Consider the following 15988-nt stretch of genomic DNA (forward strand, 5'->3'; position numbering starts at 1 on the left):
GAACATATGAACCATTTATTTAAAACCTTTGAAAAAAAATCAGACCTTATTCAACTTATTTGTTTTCCTTTTGCAGGCGGTTATTCCGCCTCGTACCGCCCGCTTTTTGAACAGCTAAAAGGCACTGCCGAAGTAACAGCAGCAGAGCCCCCAGGTCATGGAACCAATCTCATGCCGCTCGAAACGAGCATTGACCGATTGGCTGAGCTATACAAAGAAGGGCTCTCGGGCAACTTGAACCGCCCGTTTATCCTGTTCGGACATTCCATGGGAGGACTTGTTGTGTATAGACTGGCTCAGCTGCTAGAAAAGGAAGGAATCGATCCTGCAGCAGTCGTGATCTCTGCTATTCAGCCGCCGCAAACAAAACGACAGATCCTGACCCATTTATCGAATGAAGCATTTGTTCAGCATATTGCCGAAATGGGCGGGATTCCAAAGGAATTATTAGAGAACAAACCAATGATGGATTACTTTACGCCGTCCTTACGTGCAGACTATCAGGCGCTGGAAACCTTCCAGCACAAAGATCAATCCATCATCGAAACACCCGTTTATTTATTCAATGGAACAAAAGATGAAAAATGCATGAAAGATGCAAATGGCTGGCTGCCATGGGCAAAAACCATCGAACGCACCAATTTCGAAGGAGGGCACATGTATATCAACACACACCTCGAGCCCTTCGCAGAACAGATGAGACATGTGATTGACGTTGCAAGCAAACAACAATTAATGAAACTTTAAAAGAAAGCGGTCCTGCTTAAAGGGACCGCTTTTTCTTATGAATTCCGCTTTTTCACCACATTCCCGCCAATCACTCCGCCAATGACCAGCACACCTCCGATGAGATGATACCAATCGATTGTTTCATGTAAAATGAGAACCCCAGCGGCAACTGTAATAAACGCAGATAAATTGTTAAAGATGCTGACCTTTGCCGCTTCAAGCTGAGAAAGGGCATAGTTTGATAAATATGCCGTGAGAAGTGATGAAAGAATGCCTAAAAAGAGCATTGACCATACAAAGGATGGTTGTGTAAATGGGCTGAAAAATTGCGGCATTGTCCCGTTTACTGAATGCTGGATGAGCGCAGCGGCATTGAAGAAGACAAATCCAAAGAATGTCATCACGAAAGTGAGTTCAATCACATGGAAGCGCCGTGTAATCACCCGGGCAAATACACTGTATGCACTGGAGGATAAGGCTGAAAGTAATATCAGTCCATAGCCGATCATGTGTGAATGCTTCACATCAATTCCCTTCATGACAAAGAGAAGCATCACCCCGCACACTGAAAGAATGGTAAACAGCACTTGGATCCATGTCGCGCGTTCCTTTAAAAACCACGCGGCAAGCACCATCGTCAGAATGGGGATCGTTGCCTGAATAATACCAGCCTCTGACGAAGAGGTATACATCAGCCCCCATACTTGAAAAGCAAAAAACAACACAGGATAAAGCAAGGAAAACGGTACGATGTAGAGAAGATCACGCCATTGAATGGAGAGGCGGATCTTCTTTCGTAAAAATGGATAAAGCGATAGTGCGGCTGCAAAAGAAACTGTAAAGCGGTGTGCCAATAAATCAATCGGATTTGCTGATTCTAATGCAACTTTGACAAACAAAAATGAAAAACCAATGATCGTGGCGTAGCCTATCGCGGCAGCATACGCTTTCTGTTTTGAAATGTCCACAATTTGACTCCTTATACGAGCATGCATGCTTCAGTTGAATTGACCGGTTCTGTTCTTCTATCGTAATCGGATCATCTAAAGTGTACAATAAGAGAACATGATATCTGTACCGGTACAAGGAGGAAGTGGTGTGAGGAAATATGATCAGCTTGTTCTCAGCTTAAAAGAGAAGATGACGTCTGGTGAATACCATGCAGGCATGAAGATCCCCTCCATTCGCCATTTGGCGGCTCAATATGCAGTGAGTAAAAGCACTGTCATCAAAGCACTAGACACATTAGAACGTGAACATCTGCTGTATTCTGTAGAAAGAAGTGGCTATTATGTCGTGAAAACAAAGCAGTCAGCGGGGAAACAGGATAGCACATGGATTGATTTTGCTTCATCTGCACCTGATCCCGTCGTGTTTCCATATGTTGATTTCCAGCACTGCATCAACCAAGCCATCGATTTGTATCAAAATGACTTGTTTATATACGGCACATCCAACGGATTACCCTCGCTGCTGCCAGTCATTTCTAAGCGATTAATGGATTATCAAGTGTTTGCAAATCCAGAACAGATCGTTATGACTTCTGGTATTCAGCTGGCGTTATCCATTTTAAGCACCATCCCTTTTCCGAATGGCAAACAGACCATATTAGTCGAACAGCCAGGCTATCATCTATACCTTCAATATTTAGAAAAAAATCAACTGCCTGTACGGGGGATTCAGCGGACGGAAAAGGGGATTGATCTTCAAGAATTGGAGCGTATCTTTCGAGAAGAGGAGATTCGTTTTTTCTATACGATGCCAAGGTTTCAAAACCCGCTTGGAACGAGCTTGTCAAAGCAGGAGAAAAGAGCGATTGCAGCTCTTGCCGAGACATATGACGTCTATATCGTTGAAGATGATTACATAGCCGATTTAGAATTCGACGCAAAAAGAGACCCGATCTATTCGTACGATCAGGCGGGGAAGGTCATTTATTTAAAAAGCTTCTCCAAAATCATCTTTCCAGGACTTCGAACAGGAGCGGTCGTCTTACCTGAGGAACTGATTAGACCTTTTAGCGAACACAAACGGCTCATTGACATCGACAGCTCCATGCTGTCACAGGCAGCCTTAGAAATATATTTAAAAAGCGGGATGTTTGAACGGCATCGAGACAGAATGCGGGCGACCTATCGCAACCGATCCAAACAACTAGTGACATGCCTGAAAAGCGATCAAATCGCTTATCAACTGGGAGAAGAGGAGCCAGCTGCTCATACACATGTACGTTTCGATCGGTCAATTCCGATGAACCAGCTCATTCAGCAGCTGAAAAAGGCATCTGTTTCCATTCAGTCAATCGACCGCCATTATCTGTCGACTTATCAAAAAGACCCCATTCTTCAGTTGAACATTTGGCATGTGAAAGAAGAGCAAATCACACGTGGAGTCGATTTGATAAAGACAGCATTTCAGCAAATTGGGCGATATTAAAGACGAGACAGTACATCACTACAAGAGAGTATCTCAACACGTTCAGCCGCAGAAGGCTTTCGTGTACACACCGCCATTTGGTAGGTAGGATCGAGTGAGTATGTTTGAACAAAGCAGGGCGCTTCATGATCAGGTAATGCAAGCGTCGCCTGTCCATCCTCTGACAGGCGGGCTGTAAAGGACGAAAGACCATAAGATAATCCCTTTCCAGTCAGCTTGATAAAGGCCTCCTTCATTGACCATAAATGAAAGAAGTAGGCTTCCTGCCGTTCTGCCGGTTGTGAAAGTAAATCCTCATACTCATCTGCTGAAAAAAATCGTTTAGCAATCGCTAGATCAATCGGTTTGATCTCCTCAATATCAATACCTACAGGTGCATCATCTATTGCGCATACGACCCAATCACCAGAGTGAGAAAGATTAAAATGAAAAGAAGGAATGTGACGGACGACAGGCTTACCATTGCCCTCTGTTTCAAAAACGATCTCATCAAAAGGCAGATCGTACATATCATGGATCATCTGACGAACCAGCACCTCACCTAACAAGGTCCTTCTTGCATCGACCAAAAAGCGAAAGCGCTCAGCCGCAGCACGTTTTTCAGCTGAAACAAAGGGTTTCAATTGATCGATTTGTTTTCGTGCATGGATGTCATCTAAATGTTGTAATTGGATAGCGAAAATCTTCATAATGAACCTCTAATTTTTTACATTGATTGTACCATTGGAGAGCGCCGTACAAAAGGGAAACAGACCTCCTTTTCAGCGAAAGCTCAAAATGACAGGAAGTGGAAGGGTTGGGTTGATTTCCTCTTATGAATATAAGAATATTCTGTTTATTTATTTTAATACAAGAAAAGCCATTCCTTATGTAGAATGGCTTGTTCTTATCGGATAAGCGTCTGAACAGGTTTCTCTGCTGTTTTTGTAATAAGCAGCTGCAGGAGCCGTGTCGATTGCGGTAAGGAGAATCGAAGGACGAGACCTGTAAAAATAGCCGTCAGAATCGTGCCAACGCCAATCGGCCCGCCGAGCATCCATGCAAATAAAAGCACTGTTAGCTCAATGCCATTTCGCACCCACTGCACGTTCAATCCTGTTTTCGCTGAGATGAGCAGCATTAATGAATCCCTTGGCCCGGCGCCAAGATTCGCTGAGACATAAATGCCAACACCATAACCTGAAACCACAACGCCCGTAATAAACACATATAAAGCGGGTAAATACCCATGTGGTGCAGGCAATACCGCATTAAAGAAATCTATAAACATACCAATCAGCACCATGTTCAGTAATGCGCCGATCTTTGGAAATGATTTCGTAAAAACAGATGTTAGTGTCACAATGAGTGCACCAATAATGATGGACCACTGTCCAATCGTGAGTCCAAAGTGCTGAAACAGTCCGTAGTGGAAAGCGTCCCAAGGACCAATGCCTAGAATCTTTCCTTTCACTGTCAGCGATAGTCCAAAAGCTAGTACGATCAATCCAACAAAATAAAAAAACCAACGTAAAAGATGTTCCCGCTTCAAAAGCTTTCCCTTCTTTCTTAAACACTCGAATTCAATCGTAACATACTCCCACGCCCCTTTAAATGGCTTTGCTCAATTGTAATCGCTTACTTATAAAAAGAATTTTTCGCATCGTAAAAGGTCAAAACAAGAGCAAGACTTTCGACTTGTTTTTTTTAACAAAGTGAACCAATCATTCCCTTTTTTTAAGATAAAATGAAAAAAATTCAATATATACTGACAAAAAAATAAGCATCACCCAATTAAAGAATATTTATCTTTAAATAGAAAGGATTGTATGTAATTCACATTATAAGACCTGTTTGGAAAATAGATGATGAGGAATTTCGGGATGGAAAAAGGTTATTTTATTGGAAAAACATAAGCAAATCAATCATCGGGAGGTATTTAGTTCAAAATGTCTATTTTTGTCGAAAATAGTCATTTAGTCCTGTTGAGGCTTTTGAAATCTTACTGATATTCTTTACCAAAGTGTGGGAGGTGAACTGGTACATACCATTATGATTAAAGCAGGGAAAAGGGGATGTCAAAAAATGAATATATTAAAAAGAACGAGTCAATTATTTCTTATATTGGTGTTGATTGCTGGAAATTTATTAACAGTCTCACCACCTGTTACGAAAGCCGCTGGGACGGTGGTTGTCAATAACACAGATTCCTACATGATTGGAAATGGTAAGTTAGTTCTTTATCAGCTTGATGGGCAAAACCCAACAAACGTAAAGGCTAGTGTACAGGTGAAGGGAATTAATTCGTCTGTAGTGAACGGTGTTGCTGTGAATGATCAAGAAAACACAGTGTATGCAACTACGACAGCAAGTGGAGAGCCAGTTCTTTATAAAATAAATGCGACCACTGGACAAGCAGAGCGTGTAGGTGTTTTAGGCGGAAGAGCGCCAAATGCCGTTGTTTATAACGGTAAATATATTCATTCGTATGCGGTTGGTGGAGAACCCTACCTTGCAACGTACGACTTAGCAACTGGTCAAAAAACGGCCAAGAAAATTGCCGGTTATGACGTTGGCCCTGGCATTGGCGGAGACATTGGCGGAGACCTTGTAGTCGATAAGGATGGCTATCTTTGGTTCGCATCTAATACCAGTGGGTCCATTGCGCAAATGAATCCTGAAACAGCTGAAGTAATTCGAGTGATTCCAATCACAAATGCAGATGGTAAACCTATTGAGGGAGGAGTACGAGGAATTAGCTTTTTGCCAAATGGACAAATGCTATTACAATCAGGAAAAGATGACTCTATCGGTCATTCTACTCTTTTCACACTTGATGCGAAAACATTAAGTACAACATATATGGGCACTGCAGGTGATTCATTATCTTACGACTTAGCTTCAAGGGTGAAGCCCGAATTTGATCCATATCCTCCTAACCTTGAATCAGAAAAATCTGTTGCCTTACAGAAAAAAGCAGAAGGCAACACAGATGAAAAGAATCCAGAAGTAGGCGACACTTTGCTTTATACAATTAGAGCAAAAAATACGGTGCAATACGGTATTCTTAAAAATCTGACCATATCAGATAACCTTCCGAGCAGCTTAGCCTATGTTCCAGGTTCACTTAAGGTGGATGGCGCAGGCGTAACAGATGCAAAAGACCAAGACAAAGGTGATTTTACAAACGGTACTGTTACAGGTCAAATAGGTGATGTGAAAGACACCGATTGGCACACCGTGACATTTGAAGCGAAAGTAGCAAAAGGTCAAGCTGGCAAAGATATTCAAAATACAGCCAATGTCAAAGGGGAAAACACACCGCCAGACAAACCAACAACAAACATAGAAATTTATCCTCGTGATCCAAAGCTTGAATCAGAAAAATCAGCGGTCTTACAGAAAAAAGCAGATGGTAATACAGATGAGAAGCACCCAGAAGTAGGCGACACATTACTGTATACCATTCAAGCCCGTAACGCTGTTGAAGATAGTGTGATTGAAGACCTTGTGATTTCTGATAAGTTACCTCAAGGATTATCTTATGTACCAAATTCTCTTCAGATAGATGGGAATCCAGTTACAGATGTAAAAGATGATGACAACGGTGATATGACAGGTGGAACTGTCACTGGAACGTTCGGTGAAGTGAAAGATGCGAAATGGCATACCGTGACATTTGAAGTCACAGTTGAAAAAGGTCAGGCAGGCAAAGACATTCAAAATACAGCGAGTGTCACAACCGGCAACACACCGCCAGACGAGCCGACAACGAATGTAGAAATCTATCCTCGTGACCCGAAGCTGACTTCTGAAAAATCAGCCGTCCTGCAGAAAAAAGCAGATGGTAATACAGATGAGAAGCATCCAGAGGTCGGTGATACCCTTCTTTATACGATTAAAACAAAGAATACGATAGAAGACAGTCTCGTTAAAAACTTAGTGATCTCAGATGAACTGCCAGAAGGATTAGCATATGTGCCAAATTCACTTGAAGTAGACGGACAAGCGGTGACAGATGAGCAAGATCAAGACAATGGGGATGTCACAAACAGAACCGTATCAGGACAATTCGGTGACATTAAGGATACAGATTGGCATACCGTGACGTTTGAGGTCACGATTCAAAAAGGACAGTCTGGTAAAGACATTCAAAATACAGCGAGTGTCACAGGTGAAAATACACCACCAGACGATCCAACAACAAAAACAGAAATCTATCCGCGTGATCCAAAGCTTGAATCAGAAAAATCAGCGGTTTTGCAGAAAAAAGCAGAAGGTAACAAAGATGAGAAACATCCAGAAGTAGGGGACACCCTTCTTTATACGATTAAAACAAAGAACACGATAGAAGACAGTCTTGTTGAAAATCTAGTGATCTCAGATCAATTGCCAAAAGGGCTGAAGTATGTCGCTGGTTCTCTTGAAATTAATGGAGAATCTGTCACAGATGTGAAAGATGACGATAGCGGTGACTACACAGATGGAAAGGTCACAGGTTATTTTGGTGATGTGAAGGACACGGACTGGCATACAGTGACGTTTGAAGTCACTGTTGAAAAGGGACAGGCTGGTCAAGACATTCAAAACACAGCCGAAGTAACAGGTGAAAACACACCGCCAGATGAGCCAACAACAAAAACAGAAATTTACCCTCGTGAGCCAAAACTAGCATCAGAAAAGGATGCAAGCATTCAGAAAAAAGCTGAAGGTAACACAGATGAAAAGACACCTCAGGTAGGAGATACCCTTCTTTATACGATCAAAACAAAGAATCTTGAAGAAGACAGCATCGTTAAAAATTTAGTCATCGCAGATCAACTGCCAGAAGGTCTTGAATACGTCGAAGGATCATTAAAAGTAGATGATCAAGCCGTCACAGATGCAAAAGATGACGACAACGGAGACTACACAAAAGGCACAGTAACTGGTCAATTTGGCGATATCAAAGACACGGACTGGCATACGATTACTTTTGAAGCGAAGGTTGCTAAAGGCCAATCAGGTAAAAGCATTCAAAACACAGCGAAAGTAACAGGCGAAAACACGCCGCCAGATGAGCCGACAACCGAAACAAAAATTGAACCAAGAGATCCAAAGCTTGAATCAGAAAAAACATCTGAGATCTCTCAAAAAGCAAAAGGTAATACAAATGAAAAACAAGTTCAGGTAGGCGACACCCTTCTTTACACCATCAAAACAAAAAATAGTGTAGAAGACAGTGTCATAAAAGATCTAGTCATCGCAGATCAACTGCCAGAAGGTCTTGAATACGTCGAAGGGTCATTAAAAGTAGATGACCAAGCCGTCACAGATGCAAAAGATGACGACAACGGAGACTACACAAAAGGCACAGTAACCGGTCAATTTGGCGATATCAAAGACACGGACTGGCATACGGTTACTTTTGAAGCGAAGATCGCTAAAGGCCAATCAGGTAAAAGTATTCAAAACACAGCAAAAGTAACAGGCGAAAACACACCGCCAGATGAGCCGACAACCGAAACAAAAATTGATCCAAAGGATCCAAAGCTTGAATCAGAAAAAACATCTGAGATCTCTCAAAAAGCAAAAGGTAATACAGATGAAAAACAAGTTCAAGTAGGCGACACCCTTCTTTACACCATCAAAACAAAAAATAGTGTAGAAGATAGTGTCATCAAAGATCTAGTCATCGCAGATCAACTGCCAGAAGGTCTTGAGTATGTCGAAGGGTCATTAAAAGTAGATGCACAAGGTGTCACAGATGCAAAAGATGACGACAACGGAGACTACACAAAAGGCACAGTAACCGGTCAATTTGGCGATATCAAAGATATGGACTGGCATACGGTTACTTTTGAAGCGAAGGTCGCTAAAGGATATGAAGGTAAAACCATTCAAAATATCGCAGTTGTGAAGGGTGAGAATGTGGACGAACCAGACAAACCTGAAAACTCCACAACGGTAGAACCGCCGCATGTGCCAGAGGTGCCAGGGAATCCAGAACAGCCTTCTCATTCAGAACCGGATACACCTGGTCATCATCTTCCGAACACTGCAACAGCGATGTACAACCTTTTACTAGCAGGATTTGCACTTGTGCTAATAGGTGCCTCCCTTATTGTATGGAAAAGAAGAAAAAGAAACGAATAATTATCCATGTTTCAAAAAATCATCTCAACTCTATTGATCACAGCAGGTATTTGTCTTGTGATGATAGGATATATGAGGATCGTTGATGGGCAAAGGCAAGTAGATCAATCTTTCCAGTCTGCACAAGCAGCCATCCAGCAAAAGGGGCAAACAGATTCCCCTTTTGTCCCGAAGGCTGGTGAAACCATTGGGCTCTTGCACATTCCAAAGTTAAATGCTGAGTTACCAATTGTAGAAGGAACAGAAGCGGAGGATTTAGCAAAGGGCGTTGGTCATTATCACGAAAGCTATTTACCTAATGAACAAGGACAAATCGTTTTATCTGGGCATCGTGATACTGTGTTTAGACGAACAGGAGAACTGGTGAAAGGGGATCAACTCGTCATTGAACTTTCATATGGACGATTTACCTATGAAATTGAGAAAACAAAGATTGTGAAAAAAGATGATCAAAGTATTATTACATTGCAACAGGAAAAGGAAGAACTTATCCTCACCACATGTTATCCTTTTTCTTTCATTGGTCCTGCACCAAACAGATATATCATATATGGGAAGCGTGTTTAGCCACTGGATCAGCCTGCAACTTATCCTTTCACTAACCGATTAGAGCGCTTCATTCCTTGATAAAAAGGGAATCGCCTATATCTAGAGATGCAGGAGGGGGTCAATTTGTTAAATCAAGACTATGTAAGATATATAGATAACTTTGGAAGAATTGTTCTTCCGACAGATATAAGAAAACGGTTGAAAATTCATCCGCGCGATTTTATGGAGATTTATCGAGAAGAAGACCAAATTGTCATGAAGCCGTATTGGCAGGATAAACCTTGTATCGTCACAGGGGAAGTGACAGGCTCCAACAAAGTGCTATCGGGTGGAGTGGTTATCAGTCCAGAGGGAGCGAGACTGCTCCTGCAAGATTTACTGGCGCTTCGCTTGCAAAAGGAAATATAAAAAAGGCTGTTCTCATCACGTGAGAACAGCCTTTTTTCATCATACTGGATTCAAAATCCGGTTTAAGAATTGTTTTGTTCGTTCTTCCTTTGGTCGTTTGAAGATTTCCTCTGGAGGACCTTGTTCGACGATGACGCCGCCATCAATAAAAATCACTTCGTCCGCCACTTCTTGGGCAAACTTGATTTCATGTGTGACAACTGCCATGGTCCAGCCTTCTTTCGCTAAATCCTTCATGACCTTTAAGACTTCTCCGACAAGTTCAGGGTCAAGCGCAGAGGTGGGTTCATCAAAAAGCATAAGCTCTGGCTGAATGGCAAGTGCACGGGCAATCCCGACACGCTGCTTTTGACCGCCTGACAGCTGGAATGGATACAGGTCTTTTTTATCTTCAAGACCGACCTTTTGCAAGAGCTGGATGGCTTCTTTTCGAACCATTTCCTTTGGACGGCGCTGTACTTGGACAGGACCTTCCATCACATTTTCAAGCACGGTGCGGTGTGGAAACAGGTGATAATCTTGAAACACCATTCCCGATTTCCGGCGAAGCTTCAGCAGATCAGCTGACTTATTTTTTTTCGAAAAATCAATCGAGAAATCATCGAAGGTAAAGGAGCCGCCATTTGGTGTTTCAAGTGCATTTAAACAGCGAAGCATCGTTGTTTTTCCTGAACCTGATGGGCCAAGAATGGCTACAACCTGTCCTTTGTTGATCGTAAAATCTATTGACTTTAAAATCTCATTTTCACCAAAGGATTTCTTGAGACCTTTGACTGTTAGCATGTCGTTCCCTCCTTACCTTGCGACATATCGATCAAGTCGTTTTTCAATTTGATGCTGAACGAGCGATAGAATGAAGCAGAATACCCAATAGATCAGGGCTGCCTCCATATAAATGAACAAGATCTGATCCAAGTTCGCCGCAGCAATTTCCTGTGATTTACGGAAAAGCTCTGCTACGAGGATTTGGGAGGCAAGAGATGTATCCTTCACCAAACTAATGAATGAATTAGATAGCGGTGGAATCGATACACGCACAGCCTGCGGTAAAATCACGCGGACGAGCGTTTTACGATGCGTCATCCCGATTGAATAACCAGCTTCCCATTGACCTTTAGGAACAGATAGGACGGATGCACGGATAATTTCCGATGCATACGCACCTACGTTTAATGAAAAAGCGATAATGGCACTTGGATATGGATCCAGTGTGATATTAAATGTCGGAAAGAAATAGAAAATAATAAACAATTGCACAAAAAGCGGCGTTCCGCGAACGGCCGACACATAGATGGAAAAAATCCATCTGAGGGCTTTGATTTTAGACATTCTAGCAAGTGCTGTCACAAGCGCGATAAAAATACCAATAATAAAAGCAATGATGGCGAGGGGGATTGTGTAATAAATCCCCTGCATCACCATTGGCCAAAAAGATTGCTGAAGAAGATCCCAAGGAATGACGACTCCTAGGGTATTACTTTGTAACATCTTCACCAAACCATTTCTTAGAAATCTTAGCAAGTGTACCGTCTTTTTTCATTTCTTTTAATGCGCCATTCACTTTGTCAACGACTTCGCCGCTGCCTTTTCTGAACGCAAAGTAAGTTTCTTGAGGATCTCCTGTTTCAAATGCAACTTTTAGGTTTTTGTTCCCGCTTGTTTTCAAGTAATTCAATACAGCCAGCTTGTCATTGAACGTCAGATCAGCACGTCCTTGCTGAATCAATTGAATCGATTGTGCAAGACCTTCAACGCCTTCAATTTTAGCACCAGCATCTGTAGCTAGTTTATTGTAGTTACTTGTTAATGATTGTGCTGCTTTTTTGCCTTTTACATCAGATAGTTTCTTGATGTCGTTGTTATCTGATTTTGTCACAACAATGGCTTGAGACGTTGTGTATTTATCAGAGAACTCGTATTGATTTTCACGTCCAGTTTTACCAACTTGGTTCGCTACCACGTCAAAACGTTTTGAATTCAGTCCAGCAAACATGCTGTCCCATTGTGTTTCTTTGAATTCAGGTTTTAAGTCAAGACGTTTTGCTACTTCTGTGATGACTTCTACATCGTAGCCAGTTAATTTATCTGTCTTTTTGTCATGGAATGTGAAAGGAGCATAAGTTCCCTCTGTTCCGATCGTCAGAACACCTTTATCCTGAATGGATTTCCAAAGGTCGCCTGATTCCTTAGACCCAGATTGTTTATTCGCGTTGTCGCTTGCACCAGATCCACATGCCGTGATCAATGCAACACAAGCGCCTAACATAATGGCAAAGAACATTTTTTTCATTTTATTCCCCACTTTTCTTGTTGGTATTTACAACATATGATCTTACAGAGAAGCAACCTAAAAGTAAAGCATTTGAAACTAGCTTGAGCGAATCTCACCAACTTTATGCCCGCAACCCGTTTCTTTCAAACCTCTCATGTCTACAAAGCCTTTCATCTTTTATTTGTGCGAACATTATTAAAATAAAGACTTTGAGACAGTGACCATAGAAGGAAGCATATTTATTATAAAAGATGTATAATTAGTAGGTTGTTTTGAAAATGGAATGAATCACATGGAGACATGTTTTGATAAGTTATCATCTTAGAAGAAGGAGGGCATCATTGTGGATGTTGGACAAAATCAGCCCGAGCAATTGAAAAGGGCGATGACCTCCCGTCATTTATTTATGATTTCACTTGGCGGTGTCATTGGGACAGGCTTTTTCTTAGGAACGGGCTATACGATTGGACAAGCAGGGCCAGTTGGAGCCGTTCTTTCTTATATTGTGGGCGGATTGATTATGTATTTAACCATGCTGTGTCTTGGAGAGCTGTCGGTTGCACTTCCTGTGTCCGGGTCGTTTCATACGTATGCGACGAAATTTGTCAGCCCTGCAGCGGGTTTTGCGGTCGGCTGGATTTATTGGCTTGGCTGGGCAGCAACGGTCGCCCTGGAATTTTTATCAGCAGGACAGCTGATGAGGCGCTGGCTTCCACAAGTGGATGTGTGGATTTGGTGTCTCGTATTTGGACTGTGTCTTTTCTTATTAAATGCCCGGTCGGCGAAAGCGTTCGGGGAGTCGGAGTTTTTCTTTTCAACCATTAAGATTATTGCGATTTTACTCTTTATAGGTGTAGGCGGAGCGGCGATGTTTGGTTTTATTGAAACAACGAGCGGTGAACCTGCCCCTTACTTCAGTCATTTTGTGAGTGATGGGCTGTTTCCAAATGGATTGCTCGCCGTTGTGGTCACGATGATCACCGTGAACTTTTCATTCCAAGGAACAGAGCTGATCGGGATTGCGGCCGGAGAAAGTGAAAACCCTGAGAAAACCGTTCCTCGCTCAATTCATCAGACTGTTTGGCGTACACTCGTCTTTTTCGTCCTATCTATTTTCGTCTTAGCGGGTATGGTGCCTTGGAAGGAAGCGAGTGTGCTGCAAAGTCCGTTTGTTACTGTATTTGAGAGAACGGGCATTCCTTTTGCGGCAGATATCATGAACTTTGTCATTATCATCGCTTTATTATCTGTTGCCAACTCTGGCTTGTACGCATCGACGAGAATGCTCTATTCCTTATCGAAAGAAGGAATGGCAGGAAAAGCATTTAGACGCGTGAATCAGCGCGGTATTCCGATGAATGCCTTACTGCTCACGTTCTTGTTTACAGGGATTTCGCTATTATCCGGGTTCTTTGCAGAGAAAACAGTTTTTGCCTGGATCGTGTCCATTGCCGGCATGAGTGCCCAGACTGGCTGGATCACCATTACCTTATCACAAATGCTATTCCGCAGAAGATATCTTAAAGCAGGCGGAAAGCTGGAAAACTTAAAATTTAAAACCCCTCTTTATCCGGTGCTGCCGATTATTGCGATCACACTCAACACCATTGTTTTGGTCAGCCTTGCCTTTGATCAGGAGCAGCGCATCGGGTTATATGTCGGCGTCCCTCTCATGATCATTGGGTATGTCGTCTATCACCGCTATGTGAAAAAGCATCAGGCGAAAAGTGAACCGCTTAAGCTGCAAATTCATGGAGATGATGAGATCCGGTTTTAAACTAGAAAAAAGAAGCCAACCCAATGGGGAGGCTTCTTTTTTTATTTAATGAATACCTTTCATCGCTTTCTTAATCACTGGTGTTAAGAGCAGCATCACACCGCATAAAACGATGGCGAGCAATCCAATGATACCGAAATAGACGGTTTCTGGCACTTTATCAAACAGTTTGACCACTTGGGCATTGATCGCCTGTGCCATCGCATTTGAAAGGAACCAAAGGCTCATTGTTTGCGCTGAGAAGGCAGCAGGTGCAAGCTTTGTTGTCGCTGACAGCCCAACAGGTGATAAGCAGAGCTCTCCGATCACGACGAGGAAGAAGCTCAGAACGAGCCATAATGGGCTCACAAGTGTATTCGGACCAGACATGTAGGCAGGAATGATCATGATGATAAAGGATAATCCTGCAAACAGAAGGCCAAGTGAGAACTTAATCGGGGTAGACGGCTGTTTCTTTCCAAGTCTAATCCACAACCAAGCAAACACAGGAGACAGCAGCACAATAAAGATTGGGTTCAATGATTGAAACCACGAAGAGGCAAGTGTCATCCCAAGGAAATTCAAGTTTGTTCGTTGATCTGCATATGTGGCTAGAATGTTTGAGCCTTGTTCTTGAATCGCCCAGAACATCACCGCAGCAAGGAACAATGGAATATAAGCGAGAACCCTGGATTGCTCCACTGGGCTCGTCTTTTTACTGAAATACATGACGATGAAATACACAATCGGAATGAGCACACCAAGGACACTGACAAACCAAGTGAATAGATTAATCGTGAGTGCGCCTGTTTGAATGCCAATGACGACAAAAACAGCGAGCACAATGGCAATTAATGTTCCGAAAATTTTGAAGTTCTTGCGTTCAGTAGCTGATAACGGATTTGTTACATAAGTACCGGCAAGACCAAGATTCGGTTTTTTCGTGATCACAAATGTAATCAGACCAACAAGCATCCCAACGGCAGCAAGTGAGAATCCGAGGTGGAAGTTCACTTTTTGACCGAGTGTTCCGACAATTAATGGGGCAATAAAACCGCCCATGTTGATCCCCATGTAGAAAATACTAAAGCCAGAATCCCTGCGTGGGTCTGTTTTGGAATACAAGTCGCCAACAATGTTTGAAACATTCGGCTTCAGAAGACCTGTCCCAATAATAATCAGCCCCATACTAATAAAGAGCGCTGTTGCACCGCTTGGCAAAGCCAAAATGACATGTCCAAGCATAATGAAAACCCCGCCATAAAAGACCGTACTGGACGAACCGAATACTCGGTCGGCGAGCCATCCGCCAATAATGCCTGACATATAGACAAGCGCACCGTAGACAGACATGATCGAATTGGCTGTCGTCTGATCAAAACCAAGACCGCCCTTTGTCACCTCTGTGTACATATAGTAAATAAGCAGTGCACGCATGCCGTAATAAGAGAAACGCTCCCAAAATTCAGTGAAAAACAGTGTGTAAAGTCCTTTAGGATGTCCAAAAAAACCTTTTTGAGGAACACTTTTAACAATTTTATCGTGGTCAATTGTTGACATGGCATAGATCCTTTCTTAAAAAAAGAGATATGAGAAAAATGATATTCTTGTATAGTTCTTGTGTCAATATAAAACTATTCTAAAACAGGAAAATGTTAGTTAAATAGGCGTAAAGACTCAAAAAACGAAAAATTCTTTCAAGTAAGAATGGTCAGAAAGTTATA

The 15988-nt window shown here is 42.4% G+C and carries 13 protein-coding genes; 6 read left to right on the plus strand and 7 right to left on the minus strand.

Annotated elements, in window-relative coordinates; all coding sequences use genetic code 11:
- Positions 1 to 6 precede the first annotated feature (6 nt).
- Entirely contained in the window at positions 7 to 747 is a 741-nt protein-coding gene (locus MHB83_RS06955) for an alpha/beta fold hydrolase (RefSeq protein WP_050945481.1), read from the plus strand.
- Between the two features lie 35 nt (positions 748 to 782).
- Here MHB83_RS06955 and MHB83_RS06960 read toward each other — a convergent pair whose 3' ends face one another.
- A complete protein-coding gene (locus MHB83_RS06960; protein ID WP_310025989.1) occupies positions 783 to 1697 on the minus strand; it encodes a DMT family transporter in 915 nt (304 codons plus the stop codon).
- A 130-nt stretch (positions 1698 to 1827) separates the two neighbouring features.
- On the opposite strand from MHB83_RS06960, the gene MHB83_RS06965 reads away from it, so the two are divergent.
- Positions 1828 to 3165 (plus strand): PLP-dependent aminotransferase family protein, encoded by a 1338-nt coding sequence (locus MHB83_RS06965; RefSeq protein WP_253621861.1) that lies wholly within the window; start codon positions 1828 to 1830, stop codon positions 3163 to 3165.
- Here the strand turns inward: MHB83_RS06965 and MHB83_RS06970 are convergent.
- A complete protein-coding gene (locus MHB83_RS06970) occupies positions 3162 to 3854 on the minus strand; it encodes a 4'-phosphopantetheinyl transferase superfamily protein (RefSeq protein ID WP_050945484.1) in 693 nt (230 codons plus the stop codon). The two genes, MHB83_RS06965 and MHB83_RS06970, sit on opposite strands and share 4 nt — an antisense overlap.
- A 197-nt stretch (positions 3855 to 4051) precedes the next feature.
- The gene (locus MHB83_RS06975) at positions 4052 to 4696 is read right to left on the minus strand and encodes a YitT family protein (RefSeq protein ID WP_044140485.1); all 645 of its coding nucleotides are present in this window, start codon (positions 4694 to 4696) and stop codon (positions 4052 to 4054) included.
- Positions 4697 to 5229: 533 nt separating this feature from the next.
- Between MHB83_RS06975 and MHB83_RS06980 the strand changes: the two genes are divergently transcribed.
- The 3 genes from MHB83_RS06980 to MHB83_RS06990 all read left to right on the plus strand — a co-directional run bounded on the left by MHB83_RS06980 (position 5230) and on the right by MHB83_RS06990 (position 10236).
- Positions 5230 to 9279, plus strand: a complete 4050-nt coding sequence (locus MHB83_RS06980; RefSeq protein ID WP_342496757.1) for an isopeptide-forming domain-containing fimbrial protein — start codon at positions 5230 to 5232, stop codon at positions 9277 to 9279.
- A gap of 6 nt (positions 9280 to 9285) precedes the next feature.
- Positions 9286 to 9846 carry a class D sortase gene (locus tag MHB83_RS06985; protein ID WP_050945486.1) on the plus strand — a complete coding sequence of 187 codons (561 nt, stop codon included), beginning with the start codon at positions 9286 to 9288 and terminating at the stop codon, positions 9844 to 9846.
- Between the two features lie 105 nt (positions 9847 to 9951).
- Positions 9952 to 10236: an AbrB/MazE/SpoVT family DNA-binding domain-containing protein gene (locus MHB83_RS06990; protein ID WP_050945487.1), complete on the plus strand. Its 285-nt coding sequence runs from the start codon at positions 9952 to 9954 to the stop codon at positions 10234 to 10236.
- Positions 10237 to 10275: 39 nt separating this feature from the next.
- Here the strand turns inward: MHB83_RS06990 and MHB83_RS06995 are convergent, their stop codons facing one another.
- From MHB83_RS06995 to tcyA, 3 genes are read right to left on the minus strand one after another with little or no spacing between them, the layout of a single operon-like run.
- Positions 10276 to 11019, minus strand: a complete 744-nt coding sequence (locus tag MHB83_RS06995; RefSeq protein WP_050945488.1) for an amino acid ABC transporter ATP-binding protein — start codon at positions 11017 to 11019, stop codon at positions 10276 to 10278.
- Positions 11020 to 11031: 12 nt separating this feature from the next.
- A complete protein-coding gene (locus MHB83_RS07000; protein WP_034325166.1) occupies positions 11032 to 11724 on the minus strand; it encodes an amino acid ABC transporter permease in 693 nt (230 codons plus the stop codon).
- Entirely contained in the window at positions 11711 to 12526 is an 816-nt protein-coding gene (gene tcyA / locus MHB83_RS07005) for a cystine ABC transporter substrate-binding lipoprotein TcyA (RefSeq protein ID WP_003213831.1), read from the minus strand. Before tcyA ends, MHB83_RS07000 begins: the two co-directional genes overlap by 14 nt.
- A 367-nt stretch (positions 12527 to 12893) precedes the next feature.
- On the opposite strand from tcyA, the gene MHB83_RS07010 reads away from it, so the two are divergent.
- Entirely contained in the window at positions 12894 to 14285 is a 1392-nt protein-coding gene (locus tag MHB83_RS07010; protein WP_050945663.1) for an amino acid permease, read from the plus strand.
- A gap of 45 nt (positions 14286 to 14330) precedes the next feature.
- Here MHB83_RS07010 and MHB83_RS07015 read toward each other — a convergent pair whose 3' ends face one another.
- Positions 14331 to 15824 (minus strand): peptide MFS transporter, encoded by a 1494-nt coding sequence (locus MHB83_RS07015; protein ID WP_044140493.1) that lies wholly within the window; start codon positions 15822 to 15824, stop codon positions 14331 to 14333.
- Between the last annotated feature and the right edge of the window lie 164 nt (positions 15825 to 15988).

It is taken from the genome of Bacillus sp. FSL K6-3149 (assembly GCF_038630515.1).
GTDB lineage: Bacteria > Bacillota > Bacilli > Bacillales > Bacillaceae > Bacillus > Bacillus pumilus.

Coding starts and splice junctions, on each gene's coding strand:
- MHB83_RS07015 (WP_044140493.1), bottom strand. CDS start 15,824: ATGTCAACAATTGACCACGATAAAATTGTTAAAAGTGTTCCTCAAAAA.
- tcyA (WP_003213831.1), bottom strand. CDS start 12,526: ATGAAAAAAATGTTCTTTGCCATTATGTTAGGCGCTTGTGTTGCATTG.
- MHB83_RS07010 (WP_050945663.1), top strand. CDS start 12,894: ATGACCTCCCGTCATTTATTTATGATTTCACTTGGCGGTGTCATTGGG.
- MHB83_RS06970 (WP_050945484.1), bottom strand. CDS start 3,854: ATGAAGATTTTCGCTATCCAATTACAACATTTAGATGACATCCATGCA.
- MHB83_RS06980 (WP_342496757.1), top strand. CDS start 5,230: ATGAATATATTAAAAAGAACGAGTCAATTATTTCTTATATTGGTGTTG.
- MHB83_RS06955 (WP_050945481.1), top strand. CDS start 7: ATGAACCATTTATTTAAAACCTTTGAAAAAAAATCAGACCTTATTCAA.
- MHB83_RS07000 (WP_034325166.1), bottom strand. CDS start 11,724: ATGTTACAAAGTAATACCCTAGGAGTCGTCATTCCTTGGGATCTTCTT.
- MHB83_RS06985 (WP_050945486.1), top strand. CDS start 9,286: ATGTTTCAAAAAATCATCTCAACTCTATTGATCACAGCAGGTATTTGT.
- MHB83_RS06995 (WP_050945488.1), bottom strand. CDS start 11,019: ATGCTAACAGTCAAAGGTCTCAAGAAATCCTTTGGTGAAAATGAGATT.